General features: G+C 39.8%; 13 protein-coding genes. 5 read left to right on the top strand and 8 right to left on the bottom strand.

Annotated elements, in window-relative coordinates; genetic code table 11:
- Window positions 1–2 precede the first annotated feature (2 nt).
- Both G0Q07_RS08695 and G0Q07_RS08700 read left to right on the top strand, forming a co-directional pair.
- Complete coding sequence (locus tag G0Q07_RS08695; RefSeq protein ID WP_163345721.1) at window positions 3–1,745, top strand: phospho-sugar mutase; 1,743 nt, start codon at window positions 3–5, stop codon at window positions 1,743–1,745.
- Between the two features lie 67 nt (window positions 1,746–1,812).
- Window positions 1,813–2,565, top strand: coding sequence for a 3-keto-disaccharide hydrolase (locus G0Q07_RS08700; RefSeq protein ID WP_163345722.1), 753 nt, complete (start codon window positions 1,813–1,815; stop codon window positions 2,563–2,565).
- A gap of 462 nt (window positions 2,566–3,027) precedes the next feature.
- On the opposite strand, the gene G0Q07_RS08705 is transcribed toward G0Q07_RS08700, so the two are convergent.
- From G0Q07_RS08705 to G0Q07_RS08740, 8 genes are all read right to left on the bottom strand, one after another.
- The gene (locus G0Q07_RS08705) at window positions 3,028–3,432 is read right to left on the bottom strand and encodes a YciI family protein (protein ID WP_163345723.1); all 405 of its coding nucleotides are present in this window, start codon (window positions 3,430–3,432) and stop codon (window positions 3,028–3,030) included.
- Window positions 3,433–3,456: 24 nt separating this feature from the next.
- Complete coding sequence (msrA, locus tag G0Q07_RS08710; RefSeq protein WP_163345724.1) at window positions 3,457–3,999, bottom strand: peptide-methionine (S)-S-oxide reductase MsrA; 543 nt, start codon at window positions 3,997–3,999, stop codon at window positions 3,457–3,459.
- A 47-nt stretch (window positions 4,000–4,046) separates the two neighbouring features.
- Entirely contained in the window at window positions 4,047–4,343 is a 297-nt protein-coding gene (locus G0Q07_RS08715; RefSeq protein ID WP_163345725.1) for a DUF6787 family protein, read from the bottom strand.
- A 54-nt stretch (window positions 4,344–4,397) separates the two neighbouring features.
- Complete coding sequence (locus tag G0Q07_RS08720; RefSeq protein WP_163345726.1) at window positions 4,398–4,973, bottom strand: hypothetical protein; 576 nt, start codon at window positions 4,971–4,973, stop codon at window positions 4,398–4,400.
- 93 nt (window positions 4,974–5,066) lie between these two features.
- Window positions 5,067–6,212 (bottom strand): metallophosphoesterase, encoded by a 1,146-nt coding sequence (locus G0Q07_RS08725; protein ID WP_163345727.1) that lies wholly within the window; start codon window positions 6,210–6,212, stop codon window positions 5,067–5,069.
- 270 nt (window positions 6,213–6,482) lie between these two features.
- Window positions 6,483–7,214, bottom strand: coding sequence for a 23S rRNA pseudouridine(2604) synthase RluF (gene rluF / locus G0Q07_RS08730; protein WP_163345728.1), 732 nt, complete (start codon window positions 7,212–7,214; stop codon window positions 6,483–6,485).
- Between the two features lie 124 nt (window positions 7,215–7,338).
- The gene (locus tag G0Q07_RS08735) at window positions 7,339–7,782 is read right to left on the bottom strand and encodes a DMT family transporter (RefSeq protein WP_163345729.1); all 444 of its coding nucleotides are present in this window, start codon (window positions 7,780–7,782) and stop codon (window positions 7,339–7,341) included.
- Between the two features lie 51 nt (window positions 7,783–7,833).
- Complete coding sequence (locus G0Q07_RS08740) at window positions 7,834–8,205, bottom strand: GAF domain-containing protein (protein WP_163345730.1); 372 nt, start codon at window positions 8,203–8,205, stop codon at window positions 7,834–7,836.
- 168 nt (window positions 8,206–8,373) lie between these two features.
- Between G0Q07_RS08740 and G0Q07_RS08745 the strand changes: the two genes are divergently transcribed.
- The 3 genes from G0Q07_RS08745 (at window position 8,374) to hutH (ending at window position 11,926) form a co-directional block, all read left to right on the top strand.
- Window positions 8,374–8,730, top strand: a complete 357-nt coding sequence (locus tag G0Q07_RS08745) for a DUF4870 domain-containing protein (protein WP_203532705.1) — start codon at window positions 8,374–8,376, stop codon at window positions 8,728–8,730.
- A gap of 87 nt (window positions 8,731–8,817) precedes the next feature.
- The gene (gene hisS, locus G0Q07_RS08750; protein ID WP_163345731.1) at window positions 8,818–10,179 is read left to right on the top strand and encodes a histidine--tRNA ligase; all 1,362 of its coding nucleotides are present in this window, start codon (window positions 8,818–8,820) and stop codon (window positions 10,177–10,179) included.
- Between the two features lie 244 nt (window positions 10,180–10,423).
- Window positions 10,424–11,926: a histidine ammonia-lyase gene (gene hutH, locus G0Q07_RS08755; protein ID WP_163345732.1), complete on the top strand. Its 1,503-nt coding sequence runs from the start codon at window positions 10,424–10,426 to the stop codon at window positions 11,924–11,926.
- The last annotated feature ends 9 nt before the right edge of the window (window positions 11,927–11,935 follow it).

An 11,935-nucleotide genomic window follows, 5' to 3' on the forward strand; every position in this document is an offset into this window, starting at 1 on the left:
CCATGGAAAATCAAGAATTAATGGAAGTAAGAGCGAAAGCACAGGAGTGGCTTTCGGATACTTATGATGAAGAAACAAGAGCTCAGGTTCAGGCATTGCTTGATGCCGAAGATCCCACAGAGCTGATTGATTCTTTTTACCGCAGTCTGGAGTTCGGAACCGGCGGTCTTCGCGGCATTATGGGCGTTGGCACCAACCGCATGAATATATACACTGTTGGTGCTGCAACACAAGGGTTAAGTAATTATTTGAAGACGAATTTTGCTGATCTTGATGAGATAAAAGTAGCTATTGGTCACGATTGTCGGAACAACAGTCGTCTGTTCTCTGAAACCAGTGCAAAGATTTTTGCTGCCAATGGAATTAAAGCGTACCTGTTTGATGATCTGAGACCGACTCCGGAATTATCATACGCCATTCGTGAGTTGGGGTGCCAGAGTGGTATCATTCTTACGGCATCGCACAACCCAAAAGAGTACAACGGTTATAAAGCATATTGGGAAGATGGTTCGCAAATTGTTGGCCCACACGATGTAAACATTGTTAATGAGGTTGCAAAAATAAAACCTGAAGATATTAAGTTCGATGGCCCGGATGAGTTGATTGAAATTCTGGGCGAGGAGATGGACAATAAATTTCTTGCTGAAGTAAAAAAGGTTTCCATTTCTCCTGATGTGGTTGAACGCCACAAAGACATTAAAATTATTTACACACCAATTCACGGAACAGGAGTGAAATTAATTCCTGCTGCCTTACGCGAATTTGGCTTTACCAATATTTTCAATATTCCGGAGCAGGATGTGGTGAGTGGAGATTTTCCAACAGTAGTTTCACCTAACCCGGAAGAACCTGCAGCTATGGAAATGGCCATGAAAAAAGCCGCAGAAATTGATGCTGATGTTGTAATGGCTTCCGACCCGGATGCAGACCGGATTGGTGTTGTGGTGAAAGACGATAAAGGAGAATACATTATTATAAACGGTAATCAAACAGCATTGCTTTTTTTCTACTACATTATTGTAAAAATGAAAGAAGCAGGCATGCTGAAAGGAAATGAGTTTGTGGTGAAAACAATTGTTTCTACCGAGATGATTGCCGAAGTTGCCCGCCGAAACAATATCGAATATTTTGATGTTTACACTGGATTTAAATTCATCGCCGAGGTAATTCGCGATAACGAAGGCGTGAAAAAATACATCGGTGGCGGCGAAGAAAGTTTTGGTTTTATGCCATCTGATTTTGTTCGTGATAAAGACGCTGTTTCGGCATGTGCTTTAATGGCAGAAATTACTGCCTGGGCAATCGATCAGGGAAAAACATTGTACGAATTATTGCAGGATATCTACCTTGAATATGGTTTTTCGCGCGAGAAAATGAAATACGTGGTTCGTAAAGGGAAATCGGGTGCCGAAGAAATTCAACAGATTATGACGAAATTCCGCAACGATCCTCCAACAGAATTGGGGGGCTCGCCAATGGAATGGATAAAAGATTATTCAACATTAGTTGCAAAAAATCTGATTACCGTCAAGGAAAAGAAAATCGATCAGAAAATTACTTCAAACGTACTGCAGTTTTTTACACAGGATGGAACAAAGATTTCGGTTCGCCCATCAGGTACAGAGCCTAAAATTAAGTTTTATTTTGAGGTAACCGGCGAATTGAAATCGCGCGAAGATTTTGATGCAGAAGAGCAAAAAGCCGATGCCAAGATTGATGCCATAATGGAAGAACTTGGATTGTAAGAAGAAAATGCGCTAAGCGATTTTGAACCGCTTAGCGCGTAAAATAAAAATACCTAAATCAACAAAAATGAAATTTAAAATTTTAACTGTCGCGCTGCTGTTTGCAGCTGTTTGTGCGGTAGCTCAGGAGGAGATGCCGGAAATGGTGCCGGAAATGACGGAAATATGGGATCCGGAAGTACCAACAATTACACCGGGAGAAACGCCCGCTGATGCTCCATCGGATGCAATTGTATTGTTTGATGGCGTTGATATCGATCGCGAATGGACTAACGGTGAAGGCGGCCCTGTTGGCTGGAAAGTAGCTGATGGTTCTGTCACGGTGGAAAGAGGGACCGGAATCATCCAGACAAAGCGTGTGTTTGACGATTTTCAATTGCACATTGAGTGGAGATCGCCTGCTGAGGTAGTTGGTGAAAGCCAGGGACGAGGTAACAGCGGCGTATTTCTACAGAAACGCTACGAAGTACAAGTATTGGATAATTACAATAACCGTACTTACCGTAACGGACAAGCCGGAAGTTTGTACAAACAACATGCACCGCTTGTAAATGCCTGCAAAGGCCCGGGCGAGTGGCAAGTGTACGACATTATTTACACAGCACCACGTTTTAACGACGATGGTACGTATTTTACACCGCCAACTGTAACCGTTCTGCACAATGGTGTTTTGGTTCAAAACAATTCAAAATTGCGCGGACCAACAGAATACATTGGTATTCCTGAGTACAGTGTTGAAAAACATGGTGCCGATGTTATTCAGTTGCAAGACCATGGAAATCCGGTGAGTTACCGTAATATCTGGATTCGCGAATTGTAGATCAATTTCAAAAGATATATGAAAACCGGGGGTTTGTACTTCCGGTTTTTTTTGTATTCAGACCTTCAAGGTTTTCAAAACCTTGAAGGTCTTTTTTTTGTGAAAACACGTAAGGTGGTGAAATACAAGCTCTAGCAAATCTGCGGCTAACAACTTTTTCCGTCGGATTGCCAGCCGCAATTCTGCGAGAGCCAACCTGAGGCGTAGGTTTTGCTCCTGCAAATCAGCGAGAGCTTACTTTTTCTGTCGGAAATGCTCCTGCAACTCAGCGAGAGGGAAACTTTTGCAAAAGATTGGCTCCTGCAATTCTGCGACTACTAACTTTTTGTGTAGGATAAGCCCCCGCAATTTTGCAGCTGCCAACTTTTTAGGAAGGGAGACCTTGCACAACCCTGCGAGGAGGATTTTTTCTGAAAAAATATTATTACTCCTGAAGAGATATAGTTTGGCAAAGGAGTATTATTAGTTGATAACCGTGCCTTTAGCACCCCACCAATAAAAAGCATTCATTTTTAGCCGGTTTGTTTTTACAGATGGATCTTCGCCTTCCAGTTTCAAAGCTTCGTCTACTGTTTCAACATCAAAGATTAATAGTCCCCGGTGATTGCCACCTCCTTCAAACGGACCAGCTACAATAAGTTTCCCGCTTTCTGCCAACTTATTTAAGTGTGCCATGTGCATTTGCTGGTAATAGGCTGCTTCAGTTGAGTCCTTACTTTTTGTTTCTCCACTCTCAAGCAGCATAAAAACATAACGTTTCATGGTGTAGGTGGTGTCGCCTTCGGTGTAGGAGAATTCGCGTTGATCCTGTGCCGAAACTGCAAAGCCAATGGTTAAAAGACAAAATGCAAAAACAATTCTTTTCATGAGTAACACTTTGGTTGAAACCGATTATTTCTTCAACTGATCTTTAAAAATCTTCTTGAATTTCTCCAGTTTCGGCGCTACTACAAACTGACAATAACCTTGCGTTTTGTTGCGCGCATAATAGTTTATATGGTAATCTTCGGCAATATAAAACTTCTCGAATTCAGTAACTTCGGTAACAATTGGTTTGCTGTAAACTTCTTCTTTTTCAAAAAGGTCAATAACACGTTTTGCAATGTCCTCTTGCTCTTCGTTATGATAGAAAATTGCGGAACGGTATTGCGGACCAATATCGTTGCCTTGTCGGTTCAGCGTTGTTGGATCGTGTGTCATAAAAAATACTTCTAATATTTCGGAGAAGCTCACCACTCCTGTATCAAAAGTAATCTGCACTACTTCAGCATGGCCGGTTGTTCCCTCACAAACCTGCTTATATGTTGGGTTATTTACGTGGCCGCCACTGTAACCCGGTTTTACATCAACAACCCCTTTTAACTCTAAATAAATGGCTTCGGTACACCAAAAACATCCTCCGCCAAGTGTGGCTTTTTGCAAATCTTTACTCATAGAACTGTTTGAATAAATTAATAGTATTACTAGTAGTGTGAGTGTTCTCATTTCTTCTTAGGAATTAATCGTGAAAAAGTTTTCTTCTCGAACTCCCAGGCAAATCTGAATTGCCCAAAAATTGAAGCAAATAGTAAAAACAGAACCTGGTAAGCCGGAACAACGGTTACAATGTATAGTGGTACCTTTATCCAAAGGCTGGTTGCCTCGGTTATGCCTATCAGATCGAAAATACCTTTACGAACGTACAGTGCAGCGCTTCCTGTTATGGAAAAAACAATTAGTATGATTACTACCTGAAAGTTGCTGGTAAGATTCCATCTCTTTTTTAGTTTCTCAAACATTACTTGACTTTTGTTACTATTAACAAAAGAGAAGAATGTATGTTTTACAGGAGACTAAATATTATGCGTTTGAAAAATAATGTAACCATATATCGCAAAGCGCAAAAAGCGGAATAGCGCATATTTCAGGTAGCGTTTTGAGGGGTAACCGGCTGAACCAACTAATAAACTCACTGCCGACCAGGGAATTGGAGTGAGTGCCGCTACAATTATCAGGAATAAACCATATTTTTTTAGTAATGGCCATTGTTCTTTTAAAAGCGTATTTCGGAACCGTTTAAAACCAGCTCGTTTATAGAAAAACTGGCCAATTAAGAATGTGGCATAACCCATTATGTAGGAGACTACCGCAAAAAAGGTGAGGTTCATAAAATAATGCGCAATGGTATCTTTATTTATGGCCCAAATCATAAATAGCTCGGGAGGTATAAGTCCGAAGAAAAACTCCGAAAAACAATAGGCCAGGTAAACCATCATTGGTTTAGCATATATTTTATCGATCCAGGCATCGGGAGTATATGAAAGTACAAGTTCTTTAAAAATGAAATATGCGGCTAAAATAACGAGCAGCCATACAAAGCCTTTCAATCCATTTTTTATGAGAAATTGTATGCGCGGACTTAACTTCATTGTTGATTTTGTTTATAGGGCAATGTACAATAAATTAGAGAAATTTGAGCGGGAAGTGGCTCCAAATAGGGAGAATAAAAAGAAGATTTCTTTTTAAGTTAATTCCACTACAGTAATCTCCGGGGGCATGCCAATTCTTCCCGGGAAACCAATGTATCCGAAACCGCGGTTTACATATAGAAATTGTTTGTTCTCGCGATACAATCCACCCCAGCGCGGATATTTGTATTGTACGGGGCTCCATTTTATTCCGGCACGTTCAATACCGAATTGCATACCGTGTGTATGTCCCGAAAATGTTAGATCAATATCGGTGGTTTTTATTACTTCTTCGTCCCAGTGCGAAGGATCGTGGCTCATTAAAATTTTGAACGATTGGTCGTCAGTACTTTTCAGTGCTTCTTTCAAATTACCGTGCTGTGGAAACGGTGGTTTTCCCCAGTTTTCAACTCCTGCCAATGCTATTTCTTCGTTGTTTATCGAGATGGTTTCTGTTTCATTCAACAACAAGCGAAAACCAATTTTCTGATGAAATTTCTTGATTGCCGCAAGATTTTTCTCTTTTTCGGCTTCCGATTTCCATTCCGAATAATCGCCATAGTCGTGATTACCAAGTACAGAATATTTACCAATTTTGGCTTTTAGTTGCGATAAAACTGGTGCCCAGCCCTCGGTTTCTTCCGCAAAATTATTTACCAGGTCGCCGGTAAACAAAAGAATGTCCGCTTCTTGTTCATTAATTAACTCAACGGCTTTTGCTACCTGGTCGAATTTTTTATTGAAACTCCCCAGGTGCATATCCGATATCTGAACAATCTTTAATCCACGAAATGATTTTGGCAATTTCTCAAAATGTAAACTTTCGCGCATTACGCGGTAATTGAATTTCCCTTTTGTTACTCCATAAAGAATTGATGCAAATGGGACAGCTGCTAAAACCAGTCCCATTTGATATAAAAACTCTGCTCTCTCCATTTTCCTTCCCGAATTATTTGGTGTTAAACCTTTATTCTTTTTTCTCTTTAGCCAGTTAAAAATCTTTTGAATTAGTAACTGGATATCTTTTAATAATACAAATATGATGAATACAAATTTGGGGATATAAAACAAGGCAAAACTTACAACAAGGTAGCCGACATAAATATAGGTGTCGGACTGTTTTACATGCTTTATCCCGAACATAAACAGGCAAAAGCCTGCAAAAATAACAATTGATATCCCCCAGAAAAGTATGCTCAATGACTGTTTTAAAAGCTTATTTTTGAGCTTAGCGAGTAGCGGTTTTATGCCGCGATAGGTGTATATATCCACCAGTAGCATAAAAAATAACAGGGGAATTAATAACATTGCACTCGCTCTCATATAATGGCTTCTAAATCAATTTTTAAGTCGTTGCAAATAAACAGTTTTATTCGTAAAAAGTTTGTGATTGAGTGCGCAAACAATTCACAAAAAAACTTAAATGTAATACGAGAATAATGGTTGTTGTATTGACGGGGGAAGGTTCGTTTAATCTTCCGAAGCTTCTTCTGTTTTGCTGGAGTTGGCAACCAAACGATTGATTTGTTTTAGCTCATCAGGCGTAAAATGGCGGTATTCTCCGCGTTTTAGTTTGCCAAGTTTTATATTCATAATTCGAACACGTTTTAATCGGGTAACTTCATAGCCCAGATGTGAGCACATCCTTCGGATTTGCCGATTCAGGCCCTGTGTCAAAACAATATTGAAAGTAAAGTCGTTGATGCGTTCCACCTGGCATTTTTTTGTAACCGTATCAAGAATGGGGACTCCATTGCTCATTTGCCGGATAAATGACTGGGTGATTTTTCGGTTTACACTTACAATGTATTCTTTTTCGTGTTGATTGCCGGCGCGAAGTATTTTGTTTACAATATCGCCGTCGTTGGTCATAAAAATGAGTCCCTCGCTGGGTTTGTCTAACCGTCCCACGGGGAAGATGCGCTCCGGGAAATTGATAAAATCAACGATGTTATCTTTCTTGGTTGTGTCAGTGGTACAGGTAATTCCAACGGGTTTATGAAAAGCAAGGTAGATATTCGGAACTTCTTTGGTAATGATTTGTCCATCAACTTCAATCCGATCATTTGCTGTTATCTGAACGCCCAGACCAACCAGTTCTCCATTAACTTTTACTTTCCCACTTTCAATTAGTCGGTCGGCTTCGCGTCGCGAACAATAGCCGGTTTCCGAAATGGCCTTATTTAATCGTTTGCTTTCCATCCGGTTGCAAAAGTATGAAATAAATAGTTAGCACCGGGTGATTACTTTTAGTGTGGTTTAATTCAAATGAATCCGAATATTTGGATTCGAACCAGTTGGATACCATTTTATAATGGGGCTTCTGTCAATATTTTTGGATAAGGAAAATGCCAAAGGCTAATAAAACAATTCCTCCGATTTTACCCATTGAAACGGGGTGCTGGTCCAAACCGAAAAACCCAAAATGATCAATAACAGAAGCTGCAATGAGTTGTCCGGCAATAGACGCCGCCAAAACGGTGGTGACGCCAATCTTTGGTATGAAAAAGATAACCGACGAAACAAAAATTGCTCCCAGCAAGCCGCCCGCAAATACATACCATGGAGCCGTATTTAAATGCCCCCAGTTTGGAACTTCTGTTTTAAATATGAAATTTAATGCGAGAAGTGCCAGAAAACCCACAAAAAAACTTATTAAAGCTCCTTGCATCGGGTGTTTTAAATAGGTCGTTAGTTGGGTATTAATACTTCCCTGAATTGCCAGTAAAAAGCCAATTAGTAAAACAATTGTTGTATATATTAATTTCATGATAAAACTTAAATTGGGTAAAATTAAACCTTGTATTGCTGAATGAGAAGATTAGCTCCAAATTAATTCCAGAATTTTCTCTAGCCAGCGTGCATCCACATCAGAGAAAGCATCCTTTTCCGAGCTGTCGATATCCAAAACACCAATTATTTCACCGGCATTATTTTTAAGCGGAACTACTATCTCTGAATTCGAGCGTGCATCGCAGGCAATGTGATCCGGGAATGCGTGCACATCTTCAACGATAACTGTTTCTTTTTTGTTGAAAGCAGCCCAGCAAACACCTTTATCTTTTTCCAATATCTGGCAGGCAACAGGCCCCTGGTAGGAGTTTACAGTCATTTCTCCATCCTCAATTAGGTAGTATCCCGTCCAGAAAAAGTAATCCATTTTATGGTGGAGCACTGCAATTATGGTTGCCATTCGTGCCTGCGTGTTATTACTTTTTAATACCAGCTCGCTTAGTTGTTTGTAGATTCTTCCGTATCGGCCTTCTTTTTTTGGTCTTCCATTTTAAATTAATTCTACCTGTTTAAATATTGCACGAATAAACAAAAAATCGTTAGTTTAGTTGATCTAAAAACTGAAAAAATGCATCGAATTATAGATGATCCTAAGGAACGCCAATGGGGAATGTTCGTTCATATAGCAGCTTTGGCAACTTTTATTTTGCCGGTAGCCGGTAATATAATTGGCCCCCTAATTATTTATCTTATAAAGAAAGATGAATATGAATTTGTAAATGAACAGGGCAAGGAAGTGCTTAATTTTCAGATTACCTGGTCAATCATCTTTTTCATTTCAATCATTTTTATTATTGTGGGAATTGGTATTTTAATGTTGGTCGGATTCGGAATTGCCTGGCTGGTTTTGGTAATTGTTGCATCGGTATCGGCAAGCAACGGAACGCCTTATAAATACCCTTTTACCATCCGCTTTTTGCAATAATATTAATTACCAGTTCATTCCTCTTCACATGCTCTGTTTGTTTAAACAGAATTGTTTACTTTTGCAGCCTTATAAAATTTTAAAACGATGGCACAAAAACCTTCGATACCAAAAGGTACCCGAGATTTTTCACCGGCAGAAATGGTGAGAAGAAACTATATTTTCAATACCATTAAAGCTGTTTTTCGTTTATACGGATTTCAACCCATTGAAACACCGGCAATGGAAAACCTTTCCACTTTAATGGGGAAATATGGCGAAGAGGGGGATAAGCTGCTGTTTAAAATTTTGAATTCAGGTGATTTTATTTCGAAAGTTCCGCAGGAAATGCTGGACGAGAAAAACTCGAATAAACTCACTTCGAAGCTTTCGGAGAAAGGATTACGTTATGATTTAACAGTACCTTTTGCCCGGTACGTGGTGCAATACCGAAATGATATTGCTTTCCCGTTTAAACGCTACCAGATTCAACCGGTTTGGCGTGCCGACCGACCACAGAAAGGGCGATACCGCGAGTTTTACCAGTGCGATGTAGATGTAATCGGTAGTAACAGTTTGCTAAATGAAGTGGAATTGGTACAAATTATTGATAAGGTTTTTCAACGATTGGGAATTAATACGACGGTGAAAATTAACAATCGTAAAATTCTTGCCGGAATTGCAGAAGCCATTGGCGAAGCCGACCGGATGGTGGATATTACTGTTGCCATTGATAAATTGGATAAAATAGGTTTGGAAAAGGTAAATGCCGAAATGCTGGATAAAGGGATTTCGCAGGATGCTGTGGATAAACTTCAACCAATTTTAAAATTGGAAGGCAGTACCGTTGAAAAACTGGCTCAAATTGAAGAGGTAATTGGTGCCACCAAAATTGGCGCCAAAGGTATTGCCGAAATGCGCACCACGTTTGGCTACCTCGAAAACATTGATTTAAATACAATTGTTGAATTTGATCTGACCCTGGCACGTGGCTTAAATTACTATACCGGTGCTATTTTCGAAGTTAAATCGAACGACGTACAAATTGGCAGTATATGCGGTGGTGGCCGTTACGACGACCTGACTGGTATTTTCGGAATGCCCGATGTTTCGGGTGTTGGTGTTTCGTTTGGTGCAGAGCGTATTTACGATGTACTGGTTCAGTTAGATGCTTTTCCTGAAGAATCGCTGGAAACCACAAAAGTGTTATTTGTGAACTTTGGAGAAAAAGAAGAAGCGTATTGTTTGCCGGTTTTGGCTCAGCTTCGGGAAAATGGTATTAATGCCGAGATCTTTCCCGAAAGTGCAAAAATGAAAAAGCAAATGACTTATGCTAACCGTAAGCAAATTTCGTTTGTAATTCTGGCAGGTGATAATGAAATGGCTGCCAGTAAGTTTACCCTAAAAAATATGGAAACAGGCGAGCAACAACTGCTTGGCTCTGAAGAACTGATAAATATCCTTAAATAGCTGATCAGATTGTCCGATATTGCCAAAATATATTGAGGCAATGATTGTATCGCTTTCAAACCGACTTGTAAAAACCCTTGGGGGAGACGTGCGTTTTCCATGATTAACGTGTTGATTTTCTTCTCTTTTCAAACTGCTGAATTATAAATTGAGTAGTTTAATTCTGTACTTGTCGTCTATTTCCTCAGTTTGAAAATTCATCAATTTTTCCATTTGAAAATTTCACCATTTTACAGTTTAAATCATGGCAAATCGTATTTTCGAAATAACACCCCAAAACCTCACTTTTGAGATCATTCAGGATATTCTGGAAAACAATATAAAGCTTAAACTATCCGAAATATCCATAGAACTTATTAATAAAAGTAAAAAGTATCTCGATAAAAAACTGGCCCAGGCCGATAAACCACTTTACGGAATTAATACCGGATTTGGAGCATTATGCGACATCGAGATTTCGAAAGATGGCTTGAGTAAATTACAGGAAAATCTTGTGGTTTCGCATGCTTGTAATATTGGCCCTGAAATACCGGCAGATGTTGTAAAGCTGATGTTGCTGTTGAAAGCACATGCACTTTCCAAGGGAAATTCAGCAGTGCAGTTGATAACGGTGCAGCGAATTCTTGACCTGTTTAATAATGATGTTTTACCGGTTGTTTGCGAACAAGGATCGCTTGGTGCAAGTGGAGATTTGGCGCCTCTGGCAAAATTATTTCTGCCTTTACTTGGTTTAGGCGAAGTAAATTTTGAAGGAAAAAAACAGCAGTCGAATAAAGTGCTCGAAAAATTGGGGTGGGAGCCCATCACACTGGAAGCAAAGGAGGGCCTGGCCTTGCTAAATGGAACACAGTTTATGAGTGCGCACGCCGTTTATACTTTATTAAAAACCTTTCGGATTATCGATCAGGGCGATATTATCGGAGCACTGTCACTGGATGCTTTTGATGGTTTGATTGAACCGTTTTCGGAAAATATCCAACGTATTCGTCCGCACAAAGGACAGGCAGAAACGGCGAAGAATTTCAGAAATGTATTAACCGGTAGCGAAATGCAGGCCAGAGAAAAAGAGCACATTCAGGATCCTTATTCTTTTCGCTGTATTCCGCAGGTTCATGGTGCTGTAAAAGATGCAGTTACTTATGTCGCAACGGTTATTGAAACAGAAATTAACTCGGTGACGGATAATCCCACGGTTTTCCCGGACGAGGATTTAATCATTTCAGGAGGCAATTTTCATGGTGAACCGTTGGCACTTTCGCTCGATTTTTTGGCAATGGCAATAAGCGAACTGGGCAGTATTTCAGAGCGAAGAACGTACCGATTGATTTCAGGAGAACGCGGATTGCCAGAATTTCTGGTGGCTAATCCGGGGTTAAATTCCGGATTTATGATTCCGCAATATGCAGCCGCTTCAATTGTGAGTCAGAATAAACAGCTTTGTACGCCTTGTGTAGTCGATTCTATTCCATCGTCGAATGAACAGGAAGATCACGTTAGCATGGGCGGAAATGCCGCAACAAAAACGCTTAAAGTGGTTTTGAATACCGAAAAAATTCTGGCGATTGAGTTGTATAATGCGGCTCAGGCGATGGATTTTCGTCGACCAATAAAATCGTCGCCATTTATCGAGCGATTCATTAAAGAGTACCGCAAAAAGGTAAGTTTTGTTGAAGAGGATATTGTAATGTATGAAGCAATTAATAAAAGCATCGATTTTCTCAATAGTACAAAATTTAATCGCTTATAATTTTCATAT

The organism is Draconibacterium halophilum, from assembly GCF_010448835.1.
GTDB classification, from domain to species: domain Bacteria; phylum Bacteroidota; class Bacteroidia; order Bacteroidales; family Prolixibacteraceae; genus Draconibacterium; species Draconibacterium halophilum.